This window comes from Caulobacter sp., assembly GCF_039596335.1.
In the GTDB taxonomy this organism is placed as follows: domain Bacteria; phylum Pseudomonadota; class Alphaproteobacteria; order Caulobacterales; family Caulobacteraceae; genus Caulobacter.
The window spans coordinates 195226-221608 of sequence record NZ_JBCNJZ010000005.1; the positions used below are offsets into that span (position 1 = coordinate 195226).

Consider the following 26383-nt stretch of genomic DNA (forward strand, 5'->3'; position numbering starts at 1 on the left):
GATCTGATGTTCCTAGGAGGAGGTTTCGTCCTCTTCGCCCTGTTCGCGGGCTTCGTCGGCGCCCTGAGGCGCGTCTGACGATGCTCGTGAACCTCTTGTGGGCGGCCGGCGCGATTGTCGTCGCCGGATACATGGTCGCGGCGATGCTGCGGCCTGACAAGTTCTGACGGACCTCCTCAAATGACTTGGCAAGGATGGGCGGAAATCGCCCTGACCCTGGGCCTGGCGGTCGCCATCGGTTGGCCGCTGGGCGTTTTCATGTCGCGCGTCTGGAAAGGCGAGCGGACCTTCCTCGATCCCCTGATGCGTCCGGTCGAGGCGCTTCTCTACACCGCCTGCGGCATTGATCCGAAGAAGAGCCAGAGCTGGCACGGCTACGCCCTGGCGCTGCTGGCCTTCAATCTGGTCGGCTTCGTGCTGACCTATGCCGTCCTGCGCCTGCAGGGCGTGCTGCCGCTGAACCCGCAGGGCTTCCCCGGCCTGTCGGGGCATCTGGCGTTCAACACCGCCATCAGCTTCGTCACCAACACCAACTGGCAGAGCTATGCGGGCGAGACGACCATGTCGACGCTCAGCCAGATGCTGGTGCTGACGGTGCAGAACTTCGTCTCGGCCGCCACCGGCGCGACCGTGGCCGCGGCCCTGGCGCGGGCGTTCGTCGCCAACCGGGGCGAGGGCGTCGGTAACTTCTGGGCCGACCTGATCCGCGCCACGCTCTACGTGCTGCTGCCGGTCTCGTTCGTCGTGGCCGTGTTGCTGGTGGCGCTGGGCGTTCCGCAGACCCTGTCGGCCGGCGTCACCGCTCACACGCTGGAAGGCGCCGAGCAGAACATCTCGCTCTACGCCGTGGCCTCGCAGGAAGCCATCAAGATGCTGGGCATCAACGGCGGCGGCGTCTTCAACGCCAACTCGGCGCACCCGTTCGAGAACCCCACGCCGCTGACCAACCTGATTACGGCGATCTCGATCAACGTGCTGGGCTGGGCCGCCTTCTTCGCCTTTGGCCGGATGGTCATGGCCAAAAAGGAGGTGCGCGCCCTGGTGACCGCCGCCTTCGTGCTGCTGTTCGCCGGCGCGGCGGGCATCTACGCCACCGAGACGCAACCGGCCCCGCCCGCGCAGGTCGCGGCCCGGGTCGACACGTCGGTCAACATGGAAGGCAAGGAGGTCCGCTTCGGCGCGCCCGCCACCGCCGCCTGGGCCGCCGCGACGACCGGCGCCTCGAACGGTTCGGTCAACGGCATGCACTCCAGCCTGATGCCGCTGGGCGGCGGCATCGCGATGTTCCTGATGCAGCTGGGCGAGATCCTGCCGGGCGGCATCGGCTCGGGCATCGCGATCATGGTCGTCATGGCCCTGCTGGCTGTGTTCGTGGCCGGTCTGATGGTCGGCCGCACGCCGGAATATCTGGGCAAGAAGATCGAGGCCCGCGAGATCCAGTTCGCGATCCTGGCCGTGATCATCATCCCGCTGTCGATGCTGGGCTTCTCGGCCATCTCGGCCGTGCTGCCCGAAGCGCTGAAGGGCCTGATGCACGAGGGGCCGCACGGCCTGTCGGAGATCCTCTACGCCTATGTCTCCGGCACCGCCAACAACGGCTCGGCCTTCGCCGGTCTGACCGCCAACGCGCCCTGGTGGAACGTCACCCTGGGCCTGGCCATGGCCATGGGCCGCTTCCTGCCGATCGCGGCCGTGCTGGCCATCGCCGGCGCCCTGGTCGTCAAGCCCAAGCTGGCCCCTACCGCCGGCACGCTGCCGACCGATGGCGGCCTGTTCGTCGGCCTCCTGGTCGGGGTGATCCTGATCCTGGGCGGCCTGCAATTCTTCCCCGCGATGGCGCTGGGACCGATCGTCGAGCACTTCCAGGTGCTCGGCGCGGTCGCGGCCCTCCGCTGAGCGGTGACATCATGAGCGCCATAGATATCCGCGCTGGAGGTCTCTCCAGCGCCGTCCTGGCCCGCGCGGCCAAGGACAGTTTCCTCAAGCTCGACCCGCGCAAGCTGACCGGCAATCCGGTGATCTTCGCCACCTGGATCGTGGCTCTGTTGTCGACCGTCTCGGCGGTCGCGGCGGTGGCGACGGCCCAGCCGTCGGGCTTCGCCATCCAGATCGCCCTGTGGCTTTGGGCGACAGTGCTGTTCGCCAACCTGGCCGAAGCCGTCGCCGAAGGGCGCGGCAAGGCCGCGGCCGACAGCCTGCGCGCCACCCGCGTGACCACCAAGGCCAAGCTGCTGGTCGATCCCGTGACCGGGACCTGGGTCCCGACCCCGGCCCACAAGCTGGGCGTGGGCGAGGTGATCCTGGTCGAGGCCGGTGACGTCATCCCCACCGATGGCGAGATCATCGAGGGCATGGCCAGCGTCAACGAGGCCGCCATCACCGGCGAAAGCGCTCCGGTGATCCGCGAGAGCGGCGGCGACCGCTCGGCCGTCACCGGCGGCACCACGGTCGTCTCCGACTGGCTGAAGATCCGCGTCACGGCCGAGGCGGGCAACACCTTCCTCGACCGCATGATCGCCATGGTCGAAGGCGCGGACCGTCGCAAGACGCCCAACGAGATCGCCCTGGCCGTGCTGCTGGCCGGCCTGACCCTGATCTTCCTGATCGCGGTCGTCACCCTGCTGGGCCTGGGCAAGTTCTCGGGCGTGGTGCTGGATCCGCTGGTGCTGGGCGCGCTGTTCATCACGCTCATTCCCACGACCATCGGCGGCCTGCTCAGCGCCGTCGGCATCGCCGGCATGGACCGTCTGCTGAAGGTCAACGTCCTGGCCACCTCGGGTCGGGCCGTGGAAGCCGCCGGCGACGTCGACACCCTGCTGCTGGACAAGACCGGCACCATCACCTTCGGCAACCGCATGGCGGTCGAGGTGGTCCCGGCCCCCGGCGTGCGTCCGGACGTCGCCCTGAAGGCGGCCCTGGTCGCCTCGCTGGCCGACGAGACGCCGGAAGGCCGCTCGATCGTCGAACTGGCCCGCAATCGCGGCCTGATCGTCGAGCAGCCGGCCGACGCCACGGCGATCCCGTTCACGGCCCAGACCCGTCAGTCGGGTCTGGACCACGAGGGGCGCAGCTGGCGCAAGGGCGCGGTCGACGCCGTCTATCGCTCGCTGGCCCTGGAGCCCAAGAGCGTGCCGGCCGAGATCGCCGCCGCCGTCGACCGTATCGCCCGCTCGGGCGGCACGCCGCTGGCGGTCAGCGAGGACGGCGTCCTGGTCGGGATCATCCACCTGAAGGACGTCGTGAAGCCGGGCGTTAAAGAGCGCTTCGCCGACCTGCGCCGCATGGGCCTGCGCACGGTAATGATCACCGGCGACAACCCGGTGACCGCCGCGGCCATAGCTTCGGAAGCCGGCGTCGATGACTTCCTCGCCGAAGCCACGCCCGAGGACAAGCTGCGGCTGATCCGGGAAGAGCAGGGCAAGGGTCGTCTGGTGGCCATGTGCGGCGACGGCGCCAACGACGCGCCCGCGCTCGCCCAGGCCGATGTCGGCGTAGCCATGCAGACCGGCGCCCAGGCCGCCCGCGAGGCCGGCAACATGGTCGACCTGGACAGTGACCCGACCAAGGTCATCGAGATCGTCGAGGTCGGCAAGCAGATGCTGATCACCCGCGGCGCGCTGACGACCTTCTCGATCGCCAACGACGTGGCCAAGTACTTCGCCATCATCCCGGCGATGTTCGTGGCCTCGCTGCCGGCGCTGGGCGCGCTGAACATCATGAACCTGCACAGCCCGCAGAGCGCCATCCTGTCGGCGGTGATCTTCAACGCCCTGGTGATCGTCGCCCTGATCCCGCTGGCCCTGAAGGGCGTGAAATACCGCGCCATCGGCGCCGGCAAGCTCTTGTCGCGCAACCTGACCCTCTACGGGATCGGCGGCCTAGTGGCCCCCTTCGTGGGCATCAAGCTGATCGACCTCGTGGTGTCGGCCCTGGGGCTGGCCTGATGCCCCGCCCGATCGCCGCGATCGTCAAGGACACGCTCTTCGGTCTCGTGGCGATTGGGATCGTCTTCCTGGCGGCATGGTCCGCCGAACTTTTCCTCTGAAAGTCTTGATTTCCATGAACTTCAAGTTCGCATCTCTGGCCCTGACCACCGTCTCGGTCCTGGCCTTCCACGGCGTCGCCTCGGCTCAGGAGACTCAGATCTGTACGGACCGTCCGACCAAATCGAACGCGGTCTGCACGGTCCCCAAAGGCGCCTGGCAGGTCGAGGCCGACGGCGTCAACTGGACCCGTAGCAAGGTCGCCGGCGTCAAGGCCGACACGACCGCCGTCGCCGCCACGACCCTGAAGGTCGGCCTGACCGACACCAGCGACCTGCAACTGACCTGGACGCCCTATGTCGAGGCCCGCACGCGCGGTCCTGGCGTCGACGACAAGCTCGACGGCGTGGGCGACGTCTGGGTGCGTTACAAGGTCCAGGCCTACGCTCAAGGTAAGGCGACCGTCGCGCTGATTCCCTATGTGAAGGTCCCGACCGCCAGCCGCGGCCTGGGCAACGACAAGGTCGAGGGCGGTGTCGCCGTGCCGGTCAGCTTCGCCCTGGACGGCGCCACGTTGACCTTCAACCCGCAGGTCGATCTGCTGCTGGACAGCGACGGCAGCGGCCGCCACGCCGGGGTGACCAACACCATCAACCTGGCGCGCCCGGTGACCTCCAAGCTGACCCTGATCGGCGAGTTGTGGACGTTCACCAACTTCGACCCGGCCGACACCATCACCCAGTTTTCGGCCGACATCGCCGCCGCCTATCTCGTCACCCCGACGCTGCAACTGGACGGCGGAGCCAACTTCGGCTTGAACCGGAACACGCCCGACGTGCAGCTGTACGTCGGCGTTTCGAAGCGCTTCTAAGGACGATTCGAACATGCTCTCTCACCTGCGTCCGGCCCTGGTCTCAATGGGCCTGCTGACCGCGCTGCTGGGCGTGGCCTATCCGCTGGCCGTCACCGGCGTCGCCCAGGCGGCGTTCCCGGCTCAGGCCAATGGCAGCCTCGTCCGTGACGCCGGCGGTCAGGTCATCGGCTCGGCCCTGATCGGCCAGGCCTTCATCGCACCCGCCTACTTCCATGGCCGTCCCTCGGCGGCGGGGAACGGCTACGACGCCAGCGCCTCCAGCGGCTCCAACATGGGGCCCCTAAACGACAAGCTGATCGAGCGTGAAAAGGCCGACGCCGCTGCGCTGCGGGCCGAGAACCCTGGCGCGGTCATCCCGGCCGACGCGGTGACCACCTCGGGCTCGGGCCTGGATCCGGACATCTCGCCGGCCAACGCCCGCTTCCAGATCCCGCGCGTCGCCGAGGCGCGCGGCGTGCCGGAAGGGCAGGTGTCGGCGGTGGTCGAGGCCCAGGTCTTGCCGCCGCTGCTGGGCTTCATCGGCCAGCCGCGCGTCAACGTCCTGGCCCTGAACCGAGCGCTCGACGCCCGCTTCCCGCCAAATAGCAACAACAAGGGCGGATAATTGCCGACGGACGAACCGAAACGTCCCGACCCAGAGGCGCTCCTGGCCGCCGCCAACAAGGCAGGCCGGGGGCGCCTCAAGGTGTTTCTGGGCATGGCCCCGGGCGTGGGCAAGACGTACGAGATGCTGCGCGCCGCTCGCCGCCGAAAGGCTGAGGGCGTCGACGTGCTGATCGGCGTCGTCGAGACCCATGGTCGCCGCGAGACCGAGAGCCTGCTGCGCGGCATGGACGTGCTGCCCCGCAAGCCTATCGAGCATCGCGGCCGCGTGCAGATGGAATTCGACATCGACGCGGCCCTGGAGCGCCGGCCCAAGATCCTGCTGGTCGACGAGTACGCCCACTCCAATGCGGTGGGCTCGCGCCACCCCAAGCGCTGGCAGGATGTCGAGGAACTGCTGGCGGCCGGCGTCGACGTCTGGACCACCCTGAACGTCCAGCACCTGGAGAGCCTGGTCGACGTCGTCCAGCGCATCACCGGCGTGCGCCAGCGTGAGACCGTGCCCGACAGCGCCCTGTCGCGGGCCGACGCCATCGAGTTCGTTGACATCACCCCCGACGAGCTGCGCGAGCGGATGGCGGCCGGCAAGGTCTATGTCCCCGAGACGGCGCGCCTGGCCTCGGAAAGCTTCTTCAAGGTCGAGAACCTGACGGCCCTGCGCGAGCTGGCCCTGCGCCGCGCGGCCCAGACCGTGGACGACCAGTTGGTCGCCGCCATGCGCGAGAAGGGCGTCGAGGGGCCTTGGGCGGCCGGCGAACGGATCCTGGTCCTGGTCGGCGGCGACGCCATGGCCGGCGCCCTGGTGCGGACCGGCCGGCGCCTGTCGGACATGATGATGGACGCCCCCTGGATCGTCGCCCATGTCGAGCGCACCGACCGTCCGGCGGCCGGGGAGGGCAGCGCCGCCCGCGTGCGCGAGGCCTATCGCCTGGCCGAGCAGCTGGGCGGTTCGACCGTGGCGCTGACGGGCGGCGACATCGTTGCGACGGTGATGGCCTATGCCCGCCGCAACAACGTCACCCAGATCGTGTTAGGCAAGTCGGTCGAGAGCCGCTGGCGCGAGATCCTTGGCCGCTCTCTGGCCGCCGCCCTGCTGCGCGAGGCGCGCGGCGTGGCAGTCCACGTTGTGACCGAAGCCGTCCACGAGCGCGAGCCCAAGCCCGCCCAGCCGCTCAGCCTGGGCCGCTGGCAGGGCTATGCGGTCGGGGCGCTGTTCGTGCTGGCCGCGACCCTGGCGGCGTGGGGCCTGGACCTGGCCTTCGACCGCGTCGACCTGGGGATGATCTTCCTGGCTGCGGTGCTGGCGGCGGGGGTGCTGCATGGCTTGCGGCCCGCCATGGCGGCGGCGACCGTAGCCTTCCTCGTCTACAACTATCTGTTCCTGGCCCCCCGCTACAGCCTGGCGATCGGGGCGCCGACCGACTTCATCACCTTGGTGGTGTTCTGGGCCGTGGCCCTGGCCTCGGGCGGACTGGCGGGTCGGGTGCGGGATCAGGCCCTGGGCTCGCAGCGTCGCGCCGCCGCCGTGGCGACGCTGCTGGCCGCGAGCCGCACCCTGTCGGCCGCCACGGGCCGCGAGGCCGTCGCCTCGGCCCTGGCCGAACAGGTGGCCGCCGCCGCCGGAGGCCGGGCGCTGGTCCTGCTGCCGGAAGGCGACGAGATCGCGCCGCTGGCCGGCTCGCCAAGCCTGGAAGTCCTCGACGCCGCTCAGATGGCCGCCGCGCGCTGGGCCTGGGAGAAGGGCGAGGTCGCCGGCTTCGGAACCGGTACGCTGCCTCAGGCGCGGTGGACCTTCTGGCCGCTGGAGGGCGTGCGGGCCCGCACCGGCGTCGCCGCCGTCGAGGCCGGCGCGGGCGCCGACCAGGAGCGGCTGATCCTGGCGCTGCTGGAGCAGGGGGCGGTGGCCCTGGAGCGCTCGCAACTGGCGACCGAGGCGCTGGAGACCGAGACCCTGCGCCGCGCCGATCGTTTCCGCTCGGCCCTGATGAACTCGGTCAGCCACGACCTGCGCACGCCGTTGTCGACGGTGCTGGGGGCGTCGAGCACCTTGCTCGAACTGGGCGAGAAGATGAGCAAGGCGGTGCGCCAGGACCTCCTGGTCAGCATCCGCGAGGAGGCCGAGCGCCTGAGCCGCTACGTCGCCAACCTGCTGGACATGACCCGGCTGGAAGGCGGGGGTCTGCGCCTGCGCACCGACTGGACCGACGTGCGCGATGTGCTCAACGCCGCCGCCGAACGGGTGACCCGCCGACTGGGTGAACGCCCGCTATCACGCGACTATCCCGATCGCCTCAGCCTGGTCCGCATCGATGCGAGCCTTCTGGAGCAAGTCGTTGTCAACATTTTGGAAAACGCCATCGCCTACAGCGCCGACGGCAGCCGGATCGAGCTGGCGGCCTACGAGGATCGCGGCAATGTCGTGATCAGCATCGAGGACGAGGGGCGGGGTGTGCCGCCGGCCGAGCTGGAGCGGATTTTCGACAAGTTCCGCCGGATGGAGGAGCCCAGCGACCGCAGCCAGGGGGCGGGCCTGGGTCTGGCCATCGCCAAGGGCTTCGTCGACGCCATGGGCGGCCGCATCGCCGCCGCCAGCCCGATCCACGACGGCCGGGGCACGCGGATGTTGATCAGCCTGCCCAAGACCATCGCCACCCCGCACGATCTGCTATGAGCGCTCCATGAGCAGCGACCCGCGCCAGCGCATCCTCGTCATCGACGACGAACCGCAGATCCACCGCTTCCTGGGGCCGGCCCTGGACGCGGCGGGTTACGAGCCGCTGCGCGCCGACAGCGGCCAGGAGGGGCTGCGCGGCATCGCCCTGTGGTCGCCCGACGCGGTGGTGCTGGACCTGGGCCTGCCCGACATGGACGGCAAGCAAGTGCTGGAGAAGGCCCGGGCCTTCTATGACGGCCCGATCCTGATCCTGTCGGCCCGCGACCGTGAGGTCGAGAAGATCGAGGCCCTGGACAAGGGCGCCAACGACTATGTCGAGAAGCCTTTCGGGGTTGGCGAGCTGCTGGCCCGCCTGCGCGCGGCCCTACGCCATGCCGGCAAGGCGGCTGCGCCGCAGGGCCCGATCCGCCTGGGCAAGGTCGAGATCGACCTGGACAAGCGCTTGGTGACGCGCGGCGGCGAGAAGGTCGGTCTGTCGCCCAAGGAGTACGCTCTGCTGGCGCGCCTGGCGACGAGCGTGGGCAAGGTGCTGACCCAGAAGGAGCTGCTGGTCGCGGTCTGGGGTCCTTCGCACGCCCAGGACTCGCAGTACCTGCGGGTCTTCGTCGGCCAGCTGCGCCAGAAGCTCGAGGCCGAGCCCTCGCATCCGCGCCTGATCCTGACTGAGCCGGGGATCGGCTATCGGCTGGTCGAACCCTAGAGCGTCTCGCAGAAGTGCGCCGCCACCGCCGCGCCGTCGGCGGTCAGCGCGGTCCTGGTGGGCGAGGGAACGTCTGTGCGGGTTGTCTGGCCTCGACGTTTGCCGTCCAGCGCGATCGCCACCGGGCCCTCGTGCGTCGTGAAGAGATCAGGCCTCACCAGCCAGGCCAGCGCGGTGACGTCGTGCAGCACGCAGCCGTCCAGGCCCTCGTGCTGAGCATAGGCGGCCGCGTAGCCGCGCGAGACGTCATGGGCCAGCCGCCCGCCGTCGCCGGCGGTCTCGGCCAGCGAGGCGGCGGCCGCGTTCGACAGTACGCACGACATCGTGGCGTCCAGCGGGATCAGGGTCACTGGCCAGCCGGCGGTCAGCACCCGGGCGGCGGCTTCCGGGTCGTTGTGGATGTTGGCCTCGGCATAGGGGGTGACGTTCCCCCGTCCGAACGCGCCGCCCATGATCACGACCTCGGCGGTTTGTCCGACGATGTCCGGCGCGGCCTGCAGCGCCAGGGCCAGGTTGGTCAGCGGGCCGATGGCGACCAGGGTGATGGCGCCAGGATGGGTGCGGATGGCTTCGACGATGCATTCGTGCGCCGCGCCGGGATCGGCGGGCGGCGCGACGAAGCCGCCCAGATCGAGATCGCCCAAGCCGTTCTGGCCGTGGACATGCACCGGCGAGGGACCGCGCGGTCCATGTAGCGGCCCGGCGGCGCCGCAATGCACCGGAACCTCAAGCCCCAGGCGCTGGCGCAGATAGAGAGCGTTCCGGGTGGTGGTCTCGACGTCGGCATTGCCGAACACCGTGGTGATCGCCAGCAGCTTCAGTTCGGGCCGGGCGCGCAGATAGAGCAGGGCCAGGGCGTCATCGACGCCCGGATCGGTGTCGAGGATAACCAGCCGGGGCGTGTGGCTCATCCGTAGACCGCGCGGCAGACGGCTTCGCACTTGGCGAGGTCGAAGGCGCCGTCGGTACGGACGCCCGACTCCATGTCGATCCAGTAGAGCGCGCCGGTCGGGGCGGCGATGCGGGACAGGACGTCGCCGACGGTGTCCGGGCCGATGCCGCCGGAATAGCCGCAGAACGGTCCATCGGCCGGCGGCGGGGCGGGCCACCGGTCGGGGCGCATGCCGGTGCCGAACGAGACGTCATACAGCCAGTCGACGCCGGTCTGGGCCAGCGGGAAGGCGGCCGAGCACTGCAGCACCGTCCGCGCGCCGATCCGGCGACCGTAGTCGCGCGAGGCGGCGGCCTGGGCCGGGGTGCTGCCCTTGAAGCTGTGATTGACCTGCACCCGCTGGACGCCGCGGGGGGCGAGCGGGGCGGTCATGGGATCGGCGACGATGGCCCGGGCCGCGTCGCCGCAGACATGGGCGGCCCAGCGCAGGTCGCGTTCGGCCAGCAGCGCGTCGCGGACGGCTTTCTCCGGGAAGAGCGGGCTTTCACCGTCCTGCGCCGCGTCGACCAGCACGCCCCATTCAATCGGATAGCGCGCCGACAGCGCCTTCATCCCCGGCAGCAGGTCGATCCGGTCGACGCCGGTGAACGCGATGAAAACGGGAGGCTGCATGGCGGGTCCAAGGCTCAAATTGTCCTTGCAAATTAGCAAGTGAAACGTTTCAGTCAAGCAAGCTTGAAGGGATTGATGAGCATGGCGGGATCGGTCGCGGTCGCGGGGTTCGCGACGATCGACTACGTGGTGCGGGTTGAGGGCGACTTCACCGGCCGCGGCACGCTGCTGATGCGTCAGGGCGCGGACGAAGCCTGGCCGCGCGCGGGCGGGGCGGCGCTTTACGCTGGGGCGGCCCTGGCCAAGGCGGGCGTCGCCGCCGCGCCGCTGACCTGGATCGGCGACGACGCCGACGGCCAGGCCTATGCCGCCACCTGTCGCGAAGCCGGAGTGTTGCTGGACGGTGTCGCGGTCCAGTCGGGCGCGCCCTCGACTCGCTGCCTGCTGATCTACAACGCCGACGGGACCTATGGCTGCCTGCTGCGGCCGGGTCCCGCCGAGCTGACCGAGGCCCAGGTGCGGCTGGCCCATGCGGCGGCGTGGTTGGTCATCGCGGCTGGACCAGCGGACCTGCTGCGGCGGCTGCTCCATGTGCTGCCGCCATCTGCGCGCCTGGCGTGGATCGCCAAGGGCGACCCGGCCTGTTTCCCGTCCGACCTCGTCGATCAGCTGACTGCCCGGGCCGAGGTGGTGTTCTGCAACGCCGGCGAACGCGCCTGGCTGGAAGCGGGCCGCGCTGGTCCTGCGCCGGCCGGTCAGATCCTGTTCGAAACCCGCGGCGCCGACGGCGTCCGGATCGAGGTCGGCAGTGAAGTCCAGGACCTGCCCGTCGAGGCGCTCGACATCGACGACGCCACCGGCGCGGGCGACACCTTCGCCGGCGCGGCCCTGGCGGCTTTGATTGCCGGCGGCTCGCCCAAAGCGGCGGCCGAGGCCGGGATCGCGGCGGCAGGAGCCTTGCTGGCTAGCCGCCAATGATCCCCATGATCGTGGCCGTCATGCAGATGGTCAGGAACGAGGCGGCCAGGGCCTTGAAGCCCAGTTCGACCACCTCGCCGACCTTTTCCGGGGCCATGGCCGACAGGCTGCCGATCAGGATGGCCACGCTGCCGACATTACCGAAGCTGCCCAGGGCGTAGGTTAGGATCAGCAGGCTCTTTTCGCTGAGCGCGCCCGGCGGCAGAGCCATCATGTCGCTGTAGGCCACGACCTCGTTGGCGGCGACCTTGGTGCCCAGAATCGCGCCGACGGTCTGCAGTTCGCCCAGCGGCGCGCCGGTCAGCCACACGATCGGGGTCAGGAGCCAGCCGAGGATGCCGCCGAGCGTCAGCGGCGCGCCGGCGTGAGGCAGGGCGCCCAGGCCCATGTTGATCAGGGCGATCAGGCCGACGAACACCACCAGGAGGCCGGCGATGTTCAGCACCATCTTCACCGCGTCCAGCGTGCCGAAGGTGATGGCCTCCAGGCTGCTGCGATAGGGGCTGGCCAGGACGATCGGCTCGTGGGTCTCGGACGACGCGGCGCTGGGGATGATCAACCTGGCCATGCCGATCGCCATGGGCGTGCTGATCAGCGAGGCGATCAAGAGATGACTGAAGGCGTTGGGCACCTTGGCTGCGATAAGCGAGCCCAGCACGATCATCATCGAGCCGCCGATCACAGACAGGCCGTCGACCATGATGATGAAGACCTCGGCCCGCGACAGGCGCGGCAGGAACGGCTTGATCAGCAGCGGGGCCTCGACCATGCCGAGGAACACGCAGGCCGAGGTCGAGACCCCGACCGGACCGCTGACGCCGAACAGCTTGCCGAACGCCCAGGCCGCGCCGCGCACGATCCAGATCAGCACCTTCCAGTGCCACAGAAGCGCCGATAGCGCACCGACCAGCAGGATGGCCGGCAGGGCCTGGAAGGCGAAGATGAAGGCCGCGCCGGGGTCCTGAACGCTGAATGGCGCACGGCCGCCGCCCAGATAGCCGAACATGAAGCTGGAGCCGGCGCGCGAGGCCGCCTGCAGGGCGTCGACGGCGTGGGTGGCGGCGGCGAAGGTGGCGGTGATCGCCGGGACCTTGGTCAGCAGCAACGCCAGGCCAATCTGGCAGGAGAGGCCGACGAGCACGGCCCGCCAGGGTAGGGCGCGCTTGTTCTCCGACAGCAACCAGCCCAGAGCCAAGAACACGACCAGGCCCAATAGCGCCCGCGCGGTTTCGTTGACCAGCATGTCCCCTCCGACGACGTTCGACGCCAGGATATAGAGTGAAACGTTTCAAGGAAATATGGCGAAATTTCCGATCTCGGTGGGCCTTATCGCTCTGGGCTGCGCGGAGCGCGAGCAGCGCTTCGCCTCAAAATGTCTCATGATAGCAAGGTCGGATGCGCGATTAGGCGCCGTGCATATCCCTGCGGTCTGTGATGAAATTGTCATTGAACTCGAATATGAAACGTTTCACTAAATCAGTACCGACATCCGCCACGGCGGATCCGCCTTAAGGGGGCTTGAGCATGAAGACGTCCACCTGGCTGGTTTCGAGCGCGTTGTTCCTGGTCATGGCCGCGCCCGCCATGGCGCAGCAGGCCGCGCCGGCCGCCGACACTCTCGACGAAGTCGTCGTCACCGCCGTCCGCTTCGGCTCGGGCCTGACCCGCGCCACCTTCGCGGTCGGGGCCGAGGACATCCAAGAGCGCCCGCTGGGCGCGGAGATCACCCAGGCCCTGGTCAAGGTGCCCGGCGTGCAGGTCTCGACCGGCGACGCCCGCGGCGGCAGCTTCTCGTTCGAGATCTATATGCGCGGCCTGGGTGACGAGCAGATCGGCCTGACCCTGGACGGCATCCCCACCGGCGACAGCCGTTTCAACGGCGGCTCTCCGCCGCAACGCTTCATCGAAAGCAGCAACATCGGCCGCATCAACGTCTCGCAGAGCGCGGGCGACATCGGCGCGCCGTCGCGCTTCGCCCTGGGCGGCTTCATCGACTTCGTCACCGACGCCCCGCGCAAGGACTTCGGCGCGACGATCGAGGCCGGCGTCGGCTCGTTCGACTTCCGCCGCATCTATGGCCGCATCGACAGCGGCGAGATCGCGCCCGGCCTGTCGGGCTACTTCACCTATTCGCACCAGGAGAACGATGTCTGGGCCGGCCGCAACAGCCGGGGCAGCGAGCGTGACCACTACGAGCTGAAGGTCGTGAAGGACTTCGACAACGGTTCGTTCCTGAAGGGCCGCGTCTCCTACAACGATCAGACTGACAACGACTTCAATATCGTCACCAAGGGCGAGTTCGAGGCCGCGCCGCGCAGCGACCGGGCGCTGGACGCCCTGACCGGCATCCCGGCCCGCGACATCGATTTCGGCGGCGCTCTGGGCGGCTGGCGCAAGGACTGGCTGGGCTATGCCAACGCCCACATCGTGCTGAGCGATACGGTCAGCTTCGACGTCAATCCCTACTACCAGAACCTCAAGGGCGAGTCGTTCCGCTACCAGGACCGCCAGCGCATCTTGACCGGCGGCGATCCGCGCGCGGTGACCGGCTATAACGCCAATGGCGGGGCGGTGCGTCCGACCCTGACCACCCTGCGCAACAGCAACGTGGTCGGCGGTCCGGCCGACATGCGGGTGACCCCGCGCGACCGTGACCGCTATGGCGTCACCGGCGAGATGAAGGCCCGCTTCGGCGCCCACAACCTGCGCTTCGGCGGCTGGTGGGAAGGCGGCGACTCCACCGAGAAGCGCAACTTCTACCCGATCCTCAACTCGGCCCAGAGCACGGCCTATGACCGCTCGAAGCTGAACTATGTCGAGTATGAGCGCTCGGCCACGGTCGAGACCACCATGCTGTACGCCCAGGACGAGTTCCGGGCCCTGGACGACAAGCTGAAGGTCGCCCTGGGTGTCACCTGGTACAACGTCAAGTACGACGCCAAGTCGCCGCTGGAGTACCGCGCCAACGTCAAGTTCTCGCAGCACTCGGACCTCAATCCCAAGATCGGCGCGACCTACCAGCTGGCCCCGGCGCTGGAACTGTTCGGCGGCTACGCCAAGAACTTTGCCGGCATCCCCGAGGACGCCTTCCTGGGCTCGACTGCAGTGATCAATCCCAAGGACTTGACGCCGGTCTCGACCGAGAACCTGGACATCGGCCTGAGGTATGTGAAGCCGAACATGGCCTTCTCGATCCAGGCCTATGACGTCGACCTGAAAAACAATGTCGGCATCGTCACCCGCGACCCGACGGCGGTTCTGGACCCGCAGGAAGTGATCCGCGGCAACGTCGCGACCAAGGCCGTCAACATTGCCGGCATCAAGACCCGCGGCGTCGAGCTGACCGGCTATTACGACTTCGGTCCGGTCGACCTCTACGGCTCGTACTCGCGCCAGGACGCCAAGCACGACAACCCGGCCGTGGGTAGCGACGCGCGCAAGGCCCTGGCCTCGGTGGCGATCATCGGCGGCGCGGGCGTGCGCGACATTCCCAAGGACAGCTTCTTCGGCCAGATCGGCTGGAAGCCGTTGGCGGGCGTGAAGCTGGACGCCAATGTCCGCTATGTCGGCGAGCGCGTCGGCGGCCATCTGGTGGCCCCGACCACCTTCCAGGAACTGGGTGTCGAGAAGATCGACAGCTACGCCCTGGTCGGCCTGACCGCGACCTATGACTGGAAGCGGGCCAATAATTCAAAGGGTTGGGCGCCGGACCTGCGGTTCCAGTTCAACGTCGATAACCTGCTGGACGAGGAATACATCGGCGCGGTCAGCGGCTCGACCGCGACCCAGCCGGAGTTCGGCTACACGGCCGCGACGCCGAACGCCCGGACTCTGGACCGCTACTTCGTCGGCATGCCGCGCACCTACACCGTCTCGGTGCGGGCCCGGTTCTAAGAAACTCGGACGCCGTCATCCCCTTGTTCGGCGTCCTGAGCGGGGCGGACCTTCGGGTCCGCCCCATCCTGTCTTGACGCCCGCCATGAAAGGTTTCACGTCCTGAGGACACACGGAATCCGACGCATGGCCAAGACTGACACGCCGAACGAGCCGCCGCGGCGCGCTACCCTCAAGGAGGTGGCCAAGGCCGCCGGCGTGTCGCTGGCCAGCGCGTCCTATGCGATCAACGGGGCCGGCTCGGTGGGCGAGGCCACGCGCGAGCACATCCTGAAGGTCGCGGCCCAGCTGGGCTATCGCCCCAACCAGAGCGCCAAGGCGATGAAGACCGGGCGCACCGGGGCCATCGGCCTGATCGTGCCCGACCTGACCAACCCGTTCTTCCCCAGCCTGGCCCAGGTGGTGATCCAGGCCGCGCGGACCGCCGGCTACAGTGTCTTCCTGACCGACACCGAGGGCTCGCCGGAGGCCGAGCAGCAGGCCGTGGGCCTGATGGTCGATCACGGCGTCGACGGGGTGATCTGGTTCCCGATCGCCGACGACAGCCCGGTGGGCCGCCTGATCGAGGGCGTGCCGACAGTGGTGCTGGACCGCAACCTGCCGGCCTATGACGTCATCCAGGCCGACTATGCCGACGGCGGTCGCCTGGCGGCCGAGCACCTGATCGCCGCCGGCCACGTCAACATCGGCGTCATCTCCGGCCCTTACGCCGCCTCCAGCGCTCGTCAGCGGGCCGAAGGCGCGATCGCCACGGTGCGCGAGAAGGCCAACCTGACCTGGCACGTCCAAAACGCCTTCTCGCTGGACCTGGAACCGGCCGTGGCGGCGGCGCTGGAGACTCGGCAGGCCACCGCCGTGATCGCCGGCGCCGACCTGATCGCCATCGGGGCCATGCGCCATATCCGGTCGATGGGCTTGTCGGTGCCCGAGGATGTCTCGGTGATCGGCTTTGACGATATCCCGTGGGCGCAGCTGCATACGCCGGCCCTGACCACGATCGACATGCCGGTCGAGGACATGGCCGCCGCCGCCGTCGAGACCCTGGTCCGCCGCATCACCAACCGCAGCGAGCCGCGCCGGCGGGTGGTGTTCAATGTTGAGTTGGTGGCGCGCGAGTCCGTGACGGGGCCCAAGGCATGATCGCAGCGCTGCTCGCGGCGGCGCTTCTCGCCACGCCAGATCTCCGGCTCGTGGGCGCACTGGATGTGCCCAAGGACATCGTCGTCGACGGCGCGCCGTTCGGCGGTATCTCGGGCGTCGACTACGACCGCAAGGCCGATCGCTGGCTGATGATCTCCGACGACCGTTCGGACAAGGCGCCGGCGCGGTTCTTTGTCGGCCGCCTGGGGTACGACGCGCGCGGCGTGCGCGGCCTTCGGGTGGAGAAGCCGGTCCCGCTGCGGCGCGAGGACGGTTCGCCCTTCCCCTCGACTGCCGGCGAGGGCGAACGCGCCGACGCCGAGGCGCTGCGGATCGATCCGAAAACCGGCGACCTGGTCTGGAGCAGCGAGGGCGACCAGCCGCGCGGCTTCGACCCGTCGATCCGCTGGATGGACCGCGACGGCGCGGCCAAGAGCGCGATCCCGACGCCGGACGCCTTGCGTTTCGATCCGGCCAAGGCCAGCGGCGCGCGCATCAACCAGACCTTCGAGGGCTTGAGCTTCTCGCCCGACGGCCGCTGGCTGTGGCTCGCCATGGAGGCGCCGCTGATCCAGGACGGACCCGCGCCCAGCGTTTCGAGCGGCGGCCTGACCCGGATCACCCGCCTGGACCGTGACGGCAAGGTCTCGGCCCAGTTCGCCTATCGCCTGGATCCGGTGCAGGCCGCGCCGGTCAAGCGCAGCGACAATGGCGTGAGCGAGATCCTGGCCATCGATGACCATCGCCTGCTGGTGCTGGAGCGGTCCGGCGTCGAGGACGGCGAGGGGCGTTTCGCCTTCCACTGCCGGCTCTATCTGGTCGAACTGGCCGGGGCGCAGGACATCGCCGGCCGCCAGAGCCTGGCCGCCGGCGACGTGCGACCGCTGAGCAAGCAACTGCTGGTCAATTTCGATCGGCTGCCGGACACGCCGGCGACCAATCTGGAAGCCATGGCCTGGGGACCGAAGCTGTCGACCGGCGAGCGTTCGCTGGTGCTGTTCGCCGACGACAACTTCGATCCGCACCAGCGCGGCTAGGTGCTGGTGTTCGGCTTCCGGGACTGACCTACCAGGCCATGGCAGTCTTGGGCTCTTCGCGGAAGGCGAAGTCGCCGTCTGTCGAGGCCGACAGGGCCCGCCAGGCTTCCAGCTCCTTGTTCAGCAGAGCGATCTTGGCTTCGACGACACCGATGGCGTCGGTTCCGGCCGACCAGCGGATAGGCGGGGCGTCGCTGTTGGCGAGGACGACCAGCGCTTGGCCCAGCTTGACCGGATCGCCCGCCTGGTTGTGGCTGCGAGCGTCGTAGAAGGCGCGGATCGCGGCCGAGACCTCCGCGTAGTCGGCGACCGGCGCATCGGCGTGGCGGACGGAGGAGCCGTCGAGGAAGTCGGTGCGGAAGAAGCCCGGCTCGACAACCGTGACGTGGATGCCAAAGCCCTTGACCTCGTCGGCCAGCGACTCCGAGAAGCCCTCGACCGCGAACTTGGACGCGCAGTAGATCGCGCTACTGGCGCCGCCCAGCATGCCGCCGATCGACGAGATGTTGAACACCTGACCCGAGCGCTGGGCGCGCATCACCGGCAGCACGGCGCGGGTGACGTCGATCAGGCCGAAGACGTTGGTGTCGAACTGCGGGCGGATGTCTTCGGGGCGGATCTCCTCGAAGATGCCCAGGTGGCCGTAGCCGGCGTTGTTAACCAGTACGTCGATGCCGCCGAAGCGGGCCTTGGCGGCGTCGACGGCGGCCTGGATCTGGGTCGCGTCGGTGACGTCCATCGCCAGCGACAGGACGGCGTCGTTATCCTCGCCGAAGGTCTCGACCAGGGCGGCGCGGTTGCGGCCGGTGACGACGATGCGGTCGCCGGCTTCGAGGGCGGCGCGGGCGATGGCGGCGCCCAGACCGCGGGCGGCGCCAGTGATGAACCAGGTCTTGCTCATGGGGGAACTCCTCGTTGGGGTGAGGAGAAGAGACGCCTTTTGGAGCCTGGGGCGTTAGGGCGATCCAGTCGGAAACTTGCACGATCCTGTCAATGCGCTCTCACGCGCTTGCGCTCGCGCGTCAGTGAGCGTTGGATGTGGTCATGTCGCTCTTGCCCGAAATGACCGATATCGTCGAACGCCACGCCCAGGAGCTGGACACTGTCCATCCGGTGCCAGGCCTTGGCCTCTATCGCAGTGATGAACCCACCCTGATGGTCGGGGCCGCCTATCGGCCGATGCTGTGTCTGGTGGTCTCGGGCGCCAAGCAGACCCTTCTGGGCGAGCGGTTGTTCACCTACGGCAAGGGCGACTGCCTGGTGGTGTCGGCCGAACTGCCGGTCTGCGGCAGCGTCACCGAAGCGCCGTATCGGGCGGTCAGCGTCGACCTGGACCCGGCGACCGTCTCGCGGATCATGCTGGAGAACGGCGAGGCCGAGATCGCCGAGCAGGCCCCGCCGTCCGGCATCCAGTTGGGCCCGCTGCCCGAGGACCTGTTGGATCCTATCGCTCGGCTGGTGCGCCTGATGGACCGTCAGCGTGAGATCCCGGTCATGGCCCCGATGATCCAGCGCGAGCTGATCTGGCGGCTGCTGAACAGCGCCCACGGCCCGACCCTGCGCCAGATCGGCTCGGGCGCCAGCCGCTTGGCGGGGGTGGCCAAGACCATCCGCTGGGTGCGCGCGCACTTCGCCGAGCCGATGCGGGTGGAAGATCTGGCCGACATGGCGGGCATGAGTCTCTCGACCTTCCACCGTCACTTCCGCACCGTGACGACGATGAGCCCCCTGCAGTTCCAGAAACATGTCCGGCTGCAGGAGGCTCGCGCGCGTCTGTTGGCGGGTGGCGAGGGCGCGGCTCAGGCGGGCTTCGCGGTGGGCTACGACAGCGCCTCGCAGTTCAGCCGCGAATATGCCCGCCAGTTCGGCGCACCGCCCGCGCGGGACGCGGTGCGGATGCGCCAGGGACTGGTCGCCGCCTCCTAACCGAGCGACGGCGCGATCAGGTGGCGGACCTTCGGCGGTTCGTCGCCGATGTGGAAGCGGTGCAGGGCTTCCTGGTTCAGGCGGTCGTCGTGGGTGGCCCGTTCGTGCTGGCGCAGGTGCTCCAGCCAGGAGGCGACCACGAAGGTCTCGACCACCAGGCCCGGCTGTTCGGAGTCCTCGAACACGTGCCAGGTCAGGGCGCCGTCGCGCTTGCGGATCGACTTGAAGCCGTGCAGCGCCTTGGCGAAGGCCGGAACGTCGGCCGGGGCGACATGGTACTCGACCTGGATCATCACTGGGCCGCGGTCGGCGGCGTGCGGACCAGCGATCGCCGGCTCGGCCCAGTGGCCCGAAGGCGTCAGGTCGACGGCGTTGGCGGCCGGCAGGCGGAAGCGCAGGGCGACGGCGGTCATCACGGCCAGGGCGACGGCGGCCACGGTCAGGGCGGTGGCGATGTCGGTGCGGCTGGCCAGCGTGCCCCAGATCAGGCTGCCGGCGGTCATCGCGCCTTGGAAGACCAACAGGTAGACGGCGAGAGCGCGGGCCTTGACCCAGGCCGGCACGGCCATCTGGGCGGCGACGTTCAGGCCCGACAGCATGGTGATCCAGGCCAGGCCGGCCACGACCATCACCAGGCCGGCGATCCAGGCGCTGCCAGCATGGGCCAGCGCGAACGTGGCGGCGGCGAACAGCAGCGAGGCGACGATCGACAGGGTGTTGGCGCTGACGCGCTTGCGGACCTTGGCCAGCACGACCGCGCCGCCCACCGCGCCCAGGCCCATGCAGCCCAGCAGGGCGCCGTAGCCGGCCGCGTCCAGACCCAGCTCCCGGCGACCGACCAGCGGCAGCAGGGCCCACAGGGCGCTGGAGAACAGGAAGAAGGCGATGGAGCGGATCAGGACCAATTGCAGGGCCGGGGCGTGGCGGGCATAGCGATAGCCGGCCTTCAGCGCGCCGAAGAAGTGCTCGGACGGCAGGGTTCCGACCGTCGGCTGGCGACGCCAGGCATACAGCACGCCCAGCACGGCCAGGATCGAGACGGCGTTGAGGCTGAACACGGCCACGGGGCCAGCCAGGGCGACGATCACCCCGCCCAGGGCCGGGCCGATGGCGCGGGCGATGTTGACGCCCAGGCTGTTGAGGGCGATCGCGTCTGCCAGGGCCGGCTTCTCGACCAGCTCGGGCACGATGGCCTGGAAGGCCGGGGCGCTGAGCGCCGCGCCAAGGCCCATGACGGCGGTCAGCGACAGCAGCACCAGCGGCGTGGTCTGTCCGAGGGCGGTGGAGGTCGCCAGGCCGGCCGCGCCCAGCAGGATCAGCACCTGCGAGGCCAGCAGCAGTTTGCGGCGGTCGACGACGTCGGCCAGAGCCCCGCCGGGCAGGGCGAAGAGGAACATCGGCAAGGTGGTGGCTGCCTGGACCATCGCCACCCACAAGGGGCTGGGCGACAGCGAGGTCATCAGCCACGAGGCGCCGACGTCGTTCATCCAGGTGCCGATGTTCGAGACGATGGTCGCGATCCACAGGGCGCGGAACAGCGGCGTGGCCAGGGGCGCGCGGGCTGTCCTTGTCTGCGTCTGGGGTGGTGAAGCGGTCATGGAAGAGACTTTCGGAAAGAGTGGACCATCATGCCAGGGCCGCGTCCGCCAGCCTTGAAGAAGAAAGGATTTGGAGGGGGCTGAGAGGAATTTTGCATCGGTTTTTACGTATCGAAAATGGAAACTAAGAAAATTCAGAGTTTCGAAAATCGACGCTTTCGAAGCGCGCGATGCCAACGAAGGCCCGCTTCGTCGCGATAGAAAATCTGGGTAAGCGCCGATCCAATCTCGATTTAGCCGATCGAGTATCTATAGTTTTGTCCACCCCAACGACGAACGCCGTTCTTGAACTGGGGGCAACACGTGACCACTCGTCTTTCGGGCCTGACCCGCCGCCGCGCCGCCTTGCTGGGCGCGCTCCTCTCCACGACAGCCGGCGTAGCCTGGGCGGACGAGGTCGCCGTCGCCACGCCGCCGGACCAGGTCGCCAGCGCCGCCTCGGACTCCACCTCGGTTGGCCAGGTCTTCGTGACAGCCCGCCGCCGCGAGGAGAGCGCCCAGTCGGTGCCCATCGCTCTCAGTGTGACCTCGGCCGAGACCCTGACCCAGACCGGCGTCAACAATATCGTCTCGCTGACCCAACTGGTGCCGACCCTGCAGGTGCTGTCGCCCAACGCCCGCAACACCGCCCTGACCATCCGCGGTCTGGGCGCCTCCTACGGCCTGGCCAATGACGGCCTGGAGCAGGGCGTCGGCATCTATGTCGACCAGGTCTATGTCTCGCGCCCGGGGGCCGCGACCCTGGACTTCGTCGACATCCAGCAGGTCGAGGTGCTGCGCGGTCCGCAGGGCACGCTGTTTGGCAAGAATACTACGGCCGGCGCGCTGAACATCACGACCCGCGACGCCACCAACACCTTCGAGGCCGACGCCGAAGCGACGGTCGGCAGCTTGAACTTCCGTCAGCTGAAGGCCACGGCCGCCGGTCCCATCGTCGCCGACAAGCTGGCCGCGCGCCTGTCGGTCGTTGGCACCTGGCGCGACGGTGACCTCTACAATCCGATCAGCAAGCTGCATCAGAACGCCCGCGACAGCGTCGGCGTCCGCGGCCAGCTGAAGTTCACCCCGACCGACAAGCTGACCATCAAGCTGGCCGGCGACTACGCGGCCCAGCATCCCGAGTGCTGCACCCAGGTCTATGTCACGGTCGGCACGACCCTGAAGCCGGCCGCCCAGCAGTACGCCGCCCTGGCCGCGGGGCGGAACTACAAGGTCGCCAGCACCAACCCCTATGACCGCCTGTCGGACGTGGACGACGACATCCAGGCCGACCAGTTCGCCGGCGGCGGCTCGGTGATCGTCGACTACGACTTCGGCAACGTGACCCTGACCTCGGTCACCGCGCACCGGAACTGGGACTGGGAGCCGCGCAACGACCGCGACTACACCGCTCTGGACGTCACCCGTCGCTCGGCCAACCCTTCGCACCAGAAGCAGGACAGCCAGGAGTTCCGACTGTCCTCGAACGGCGCCCGCAAGGTCGACTGGACCGTCGGCCTCTACTGGTTCGACCAGAACGTCACCACCCATGGCGTGACCGAATATGGCAATGACGCTTCGTACTGGCTGCTGCCGGGCACCAATTCGCCGGACTCGCTGCTGTCGGGCTACACGGTGTTCAACGACAGCAGCATCGACACCACCAGCTACGCCGCCTTCGGCCAGCTGACCTGGAAGGTCAATGACCGCCTCAGCCTGACGCCGGGCCTGCGCTACACCAAGGAGAAGAAGGACGGCGTCTATGCCCAGCGTGTTGCGGGCGGCTCGAACACCACCGACACCACCCTGATCAACCGCCGGCTGGGCATCGCCCGGGCGCAGAATTTCTCGGCCGAGACCAGCGACGGCTCGCTGTCGGGCCAGATCGCAGCGGTCTATGCGGTCAACGAGAACTTCAACGTCTACGGGACCTATTCGCGCGGCTTCAAGTCGGGCGGCATCAACATGACGGCCCTGCCGCTGAACAGTGCGGGCCAGCCTTCGCTGGCCGCCGCGGTCATCCGTCCCGAGAAGGTCTCGACCATTGACCTGGGCGTGAAGACCCAGTGGTTCGACCGTCTGCTGACGGCCAACCTGGCGGTGTTCGCTACCGACGTGGACAACTTCCAGGCCAATGTCGTCGACAGCGGCCCGGGCGCCCTGCGCGGATATCTCGCCAATGTCGAGAAGGTCGAGGTGCGCGGCGTCGAGCTGGACACCACCACCCGCTCGATCGGCGGCTTCAAGTTCTACGGCAACCTGGCCTACACCGACGGCAAGTACGCCAGCTTCAAGAACGGTCCGTGCCCGCTGGAGCGGATCGGCACGTCGACGGCGGCCTGTGACCTGTCGGGCAAGGCGCTGCCGGGTCTGTCGAAATGGGCCGGCTCGCTGGGCGGCGAATATCGCCAGAAGACCAGCCTTGGCCGCCTCAGCGGCGAGGCCTATGCTGGTGTGGACGCCAGCTTCCGCTCGGCCTATTTCGCCGACAGCTCGGACTCGATCTACACGCGCATCAAGGCCTACGAGATCGTCAACCTGCGGGCCGGCTTCCAGGCCGACGCCGGCTGGGAGGCCTTCGTGTCGGTGCGCAACGCTCTCGACGAGAAGTACATCCAGAACATCACGGTGGTGTCGGGCAATTCGGGTCTGGTGGTCGGCACGCCGGGCGACGCTCGGGCGGTCTTCTTCACCCTGCGCGCCAGCTACTAGGGAAAGGGCAGGGGGCCGCCTGCGCTGTCCCCTGCCAGCCTTAAGGCCGCACGTCGATGACGAGGCGGCGATAGCGGGTGATCGGCGGCTTGCCCGCCGGCGCGTCGGTCACGGCCAGGATCACCTGCATCTCGCCCGAGCGGAAGACGCGGCTGTTCGGCACCGTCAGCTTGGCGACGGCCTTGTCGGCGTCGGCGATCTGGATCGGATAGCCGGTCTTGCCCTGCGAGGTCACGAACGTGCCGGCCTCGTTGTAGACGAACCAGCGATAGGTGAGGGGGTCACCATCGGGGTCCGAGGAGCCCTCGGCGCTGAGGGTGACGACATCGCCCTGGGCGGCGGTCAGGCGATCGGCCGTGGCCAGGCGCGCCACCGGCGGGTGGTTGGCCTCGGCATACGACTTCACGGTCCACTGCATGCGCGCGGCGAAGTCGTTCTGATAGGCCTCGCGCCAGCGCCAGATCGTCGGCTTGTTGCCGGTGTGCCAGTTGCCGTCGACGCCCTGAACCTCGTCCTCGGCGTCGGTCCAGAACGGCCGGGTCTCCGGCTGCAGGAACCAGGCGCGGGTGCGCGGGGTGTAGAGCTCGTAGCGACCGCCCCAGCCGCCCAGGTCCGGACGCTCGGGATTGCTCAGCCCGTTGGCGATCAGGTTCAGGAAGCTGGGCGTGTCGCCTTCCATGATGAACTCGGTGTGCGGATACTGGGCGCCCAGCGGGCCCAGGGCGCGGACGTGCGTGTCCAGCCAGGGATTGTCGACGATGGCGTAATCCGCGCCGTCGAAGCGGCCGTGGAACTTGTCGCCGCTGATCCCCGACCAGGTCGCGGCGTGATAGGCCCCGCCGGCGTGCATGCCGGGGCTGGCGATGTAGAACAGGTCCGGGAAGTTGCTGCGGATCCACGGGCCGGTATCGTCCTGGTCCGAGATCGCATAGACGCGCAGCCGCGAGACGAAGCGGCGCAGCTCTTCCGGCGAGCGGGTGTCGCGCACGGTCCACAGCGCCTGGGCCAGGGTGTTGGGGCCGCCCCAGACCAGCACCCACAGCGGCCGGTCGTCGGCGCGGTCCGCCATGTCGATGATCTGCTTGGAGCCGGTGGTGTCCTTGCCCGCGCCGATGGCGGCCAGGCCGTAGGCTGGCTGGCCTTCACGCACCAGCGCCATCAGCCGGTCGGCCTTTGGAAAGCCCTTCTCGTGCTTTTCCAAGTTGTCGCGGACCTTGGCGTAGGCGCCCAGGATCTCGCGGATACGCCAGGCGGCGGTGTGGTCGCGCTTGTGGATCGAGGTGGTGGCGACCAGGCCCTCGACGTCCCATTGGTTGGAGTAGACCAGGAAGCGCACCAGGGACTGGGCGTCGTCGGGCTCGTTCTCGATGTCGGTCAGGACCAGGACGCGGGGGCGCTCGGGGGAGGGCTTGGCCTGAGCCATCGCACTGTCTGCGCCCAACAGAACCGCGGCGGCCAGCACCACGCGCAAGATCAACATCGGTCTCTCCCTGTCGTTTTGTCGGGCCTAGTCGGATTCGAGAGTCGCGCACCGTCCGTTCGGTCCGTGCGCCAATTGTGTCGAAAAAGCGATGTTACCGGTAGCTTCCCTCTTCCCCATCACGGCAGAACGTGGGTATGTATTTATGACACCGGTGGCTATTGATCACCGGAAGCCCGGCGTTAAGCCGAAAAGGGCGGGGGAAACATGATTGAGAGCCTTCAACGGCGAGCCGAATTATCGCGCCGCGCCGACGCCAGGGCGACCTTGAAGGGCTTCCCCAAACTCTGACCTGCCGACCCCGGCGCATCCGCGTCGCCGGGCCGACCCTTGTGTTTCGTATCCAGTTTGACGAGGCGATCATGCGTATTCTTCGACCGCTTTTGGGACCGCTCCTTGCCCTGGCCGCCACCGCGCCGGCGCTGGCCCAGCAGACGCCGGTTCCCAATCCGCCGCCGCACTTCAATGCGGTGAAGGTGGTGCTGATCGGAGATTCGACCACGGCGGTGCAGGGCGGTTGGGGCCCCAGCTTCTGCGGCAAGCACCTGACCTCGTTCGCGGCCTGCATCAACCTGGCCCGCGGCGGCCGCTCCAGCGGCAACTACCGCACCGAGGGCTCATGGGCCCTGGCCCTGCACGAGATCAAGTCGGGCGGCTTCAACGACACCTACGTCCTGGTCCAGTTCGGCCACAACGACCAGCCGGGCAAGCCGGGACGCTCGACGGACCTCGCCACCGAGTTTCCGGCCAATCTGAAGGCCTATGTCGACGAGATCCGCGCCGCGGGCGGCAAGCCGGTCCTGCTGACGCCGCTGACCCGTCGCCAGTTCAAGGACGGCAAGCTGATCGACGACCTGGCGCCCTGGTCCGAGGCGGTGCGCAAGGTCGCCGCCGAGACCAAGACCCCGCTGGTCGACCTGGCCGCCCGCAGCACCGCGGCGGTGCAAGCCATGGGCGCGGCCGAGGCGACCCGCTTCGCTCAGCGCCCGCCCTCGGATGAGGTGCTGGCCGCCGCGAAGACCGGCACGACGATCCCGGCCTCGACGGGCGTGGCGCCTGCGCCGAACGCGCCCGCGAACACGCAGAACAACGCCGCCGTCGAGCCGATGGGGCAGGCCAAGCTGGCCTTCGACTACACCCACATCGGCGATGTCGGGGCTGACTATTTCGCGAGCATGGTGACCGCCGAACTGGCGGAAGCGGTCCCCGCGTTGCGGCGCTACCTCATCCCTTGAGGCGCGCTTTCTAGTGCCTCGCCGGCGCGCGTCGTGAGACGCCGCCAGCGGTGGAAACCTGGCGTC

At 68.7% G+C, this 26383-nt stretch carries 19 protein-coding genes; 13 read left to right on the forward strand and 6 right to left on the reverse strand.

Annotated elements, in window-relative coordinates:
- Positions 1-180: 180 nt before the first annotated feature.
- The 6 genes from kdpA (at position 181) to ABDW31_RS12290 (ending at position 8834) form a co-directional block, all read left to right on the forward strand.
- A complete protein-coding gene (gene kdpA / locus ABDW31_RS12265) occupies positions 181-1896 on the forward strand; it encodes a potassium-transporting ATPase subunit KdpA (RefSeq protein ID WP_184718700.1) in 1716 nt (571 codons plus the stop codon).
- Between the two features lie 11 nt (positions 1897-1907).
- On the forward strand, positions 1908-3944 hold the full coding sequence (gene kdpB / locus ABDW31_RS12270) for a potassium-transporting ATPase subunit KdpB (protein ID WP_343698887.1): 2037 nt from the start codon (positions 1908-1910) through the stop codon (positions 3942-3944).
- A 115-nt stretch (positions 3945-4059) separates the two neighbouring features.
- Positions 4060-4854 (forward strand): transporter, encoded by a 795-nt coding sequence (locus tag ABDW31_RS12275; RefSeq protein ID WP_221444662.1) that lies wholly within the window; start codon positions 4060-4062, stop codon positions 4852-4854.
- Between the two features lie 13 nt (positions 4855-4867).
- Positions 4868-5461 carry a potassium-transporting ATPase subunit KdpC gene (gene kdpC, locus ABDW31_RS12280; protein ID WP_184718706.1) on the forward strand — a complete coding sequence of 198 codons (594 nt, stop codon included), beginning with the start codon at positions 4868-4870 and terminating at the stop codon, positions 5459-5461.
- The gene (locus ABDW31_RS12285; protein ID WP_184718708.1) at positions 5462-8131 is read left to right on the forward strand and encodes a sensor histidine kinase KdpD; all 2670 of its coding nucleotides are present in this window, start codon (positions 5462-5464) and stop codon (positions 8129-8131) included. It begins immediately after the preceding gene.
- A gap of 7 nt (positions 8132-8138) precedes the next feature.
- Positions 8139-8834, forward strand: coding sequence for a response regulator (locus tag ABDW31_RS12290; protein ID WP_184718710.1), 696 nt, complete (start codon positions 8139-8141; stop codon positions 8832-8834).
- On the opposite strand, the gene ABDW31_RS12295 is transcribed toward ABDW31_RS12290, so the two are convergent.
- The gene (locus ABDW31_RS12295) at positions 8831-9745 is read right to left on the reverse strand and encodes a nucleoside hydrolase (protein WP_184718712.1); all 915 of its coding nucleotides are present in this window, start codon (positions 9743-9745) and stop codon (positions 8831-8833) included. The genes ABDW31_RS12290 and ABDW31_RS12295 overlap by 4 nt on opposite strands.
- Complete coding sequence (locus tag ABDW31_RS12300) at positions 9742-10398, reverse strand: phosphoribosylanthranilate isomerase (protein ID WP_184718714.1); 657 nt, start codon at positions 10396-10398, stop codon at positions 9742-9744. The genes ABDW31_RS12295 and ABDW31_RS12300 overlap by 4 nt, the downstream gene beginning before the upstream one ends.
- 75 nt (positions 10399-10473) lie before the next feature.
- On the opposite strand from ABDW31_RS12300, the gene ABDW31_RS12305 reads away from it, so the two are divergent.
- Positions 10474-11316 carry a carbohydrate kinase family protein gene (locus tag ABDW31_RS12305; protein ID WP_343698888.1) on the forward strand — a complete coding sequence of 281 codons (843 nt, stop codon included), beginning with the start codon at positions 10474-10476 and terminating at the stop codon, positions 11314-11316.
- Here ABDW31_RS12305 and ABDW31_RS12310 read toward each other — a convergent pair.
- Entirely contained in the window at positions 11303-12559 is a 1257-nt protein-coding gene (locus ABDW31_RS12310) for a nucleoside transporter C-terminal domain-containing protein (protein ID WP_184718716.1), read from the reverse strand. The genes ABDW31_RS12305 and ABDW31_RS12310 overlap by 14 nt on opposite strands.
- Positions 12560-12840: 281 nt before the next feature.
- On the opposite strand from ABDW31_RS12310, the gene ABDW31_RS12315 reads away from it, so the two are divergent.
- The 3 genes from ABDW31_RS12315 to ABDW31_RS12325 all read left to right on the forward strand — a co-directional run bounded on the left by ABDW31_RS12315 (position 12841) and on the right by ABDW31_RS12325 (position 17387).
- Positions 12841-15210 carry a TonB-dependent receptor gene (locus ABDW31_RS12315; RefSeq protein ID WP_184718718.1) on the forward strand — a complete coding sequence of 790 codons (2370 nt, stop codon included), beginning with the start codon at positions 12841-12843 and terminating at the stop codon, positions 15208-15210.
- 126 nt (positions 15211-15336) lie between these two features.
- Complete coding sequence (locus ABDW31_RS12320) at positions 15337-16350, forward strand: LacI family DNA-binding transcriptional regulator (protein WP_184718720.1); 1014 nt, start codon at positions 15337-15339, stop codon at positions 16348-16350.
- Positions 16347-17387 carry an esterase-like activity of phytase family protein gene (locus ABDW31_RS12325; protein ID WP_343698889.1) on the forward strand — a complete coding sequence of 347 codons (1041 nt, stop codon included), beginning with the start codon at positions 16347-16349 and terminating at the stop codon, positions 17385-17387. Before ABDW31_RS12320 ends, ABDW31_RS12325 begins: the two co-directional genes overlap by 4 nt.
- A gap of 28 nt (positions 17388-17415) precedes the next feature.
- On the opposite strand, the gene ABDW31_RS12330 is transcribed toward ABDW31_RS12325, so the two are convergent.
- Positions 17416-18288 (reverse strand): oxidoreductase, encoded by an 873-nt coding sequence (locus tag ABDW31_RS12330; RefSeq protein WP_184718724.1) that lies wholly within the window; start codon positions 18286-18288, stop codon positions 17416-17418.
- A 143-nt stretch (positions 18289-18431) separates the two neighbouring features.
- On the opposite strand from ABDW31_RS12330, the gene ABDW31_RS12335 reads away from it, so the two are divergent.
- A complete protein-coding gene (locus ABDW31_RS12335; protein ID WP_343698890.1) occupies positions 18432-19313 on the forward strand; it encodes an AraC family transcriptional regulator in 882 nt (293 codons plus the stop codon).
- Here ABDW31_RS12335 and ABDW31_RS12340 read toward each other — a convergent pair.
- Complete coding sequence (locus ABDW31_RS12340; protein ID WP_184718728.1) at positions 19310-20911, reverse strand: MFS transporter; 1602 nt, start codon at positions 20909-20911, stop codon at positions 19310-19312. The two genes, ABDW31_RS12335 and ABDW31_RS12340, sit on opposite strands and share 4 nt — an antisense overlap.
- A 303-nt stretch (positions 20912-21214) precedes the next feature.
- Here ABDW31_RS12340 and ABDW31_RS12345 point away from each other — a divergent pair, with 303 nt between their 5' ends.
- Positions 21215-23602, forward strand: coding sequence for a TonB-dependent receptor (locus tag ABDW31_RS12345; RefSeq protein ID WP_184718731.1), 2388 nt, complete (start codon positions 21215-21217; stop codon positions 23600-23602).
- A 40-nt stretch (positions 23603-23642) separates the two neighbouring features.
- On the opposite strand, the gene ABDW31_RS12350 is transcribed toward ABDW31_RS12345, so the two are convergent.
- A complete protein-coding gene (locus tag ABDW31_RS12350) occupies positions 23643-25082 on the reverse strand; it encodes a nucleoside hydrolase-like domain-containing protein (protein WP_184718733.1) in 1440 nt (479 codons plus the stop codon).
- A 362-nt stretch (positions 25083-25444) separates the two neighbouring features.
- Here ABDW31_RS12350 and ABDW31_RS12355 point away from each other — a divergent pair, with 362 nt between their 5' ends.
- Positions 25445-26317: a rhamnogalacturonan acetylesterase gene (locus ABDW31_RS12355; protein ID WP_184718735.1), complete on the forward strand. Its 873-nt coding sequence runs from the start codon at positions 25445-25447 to the stop codon at positions 26315-26317.
- Positions 26318-26383 lie beyond the last annotated feature (66 nt).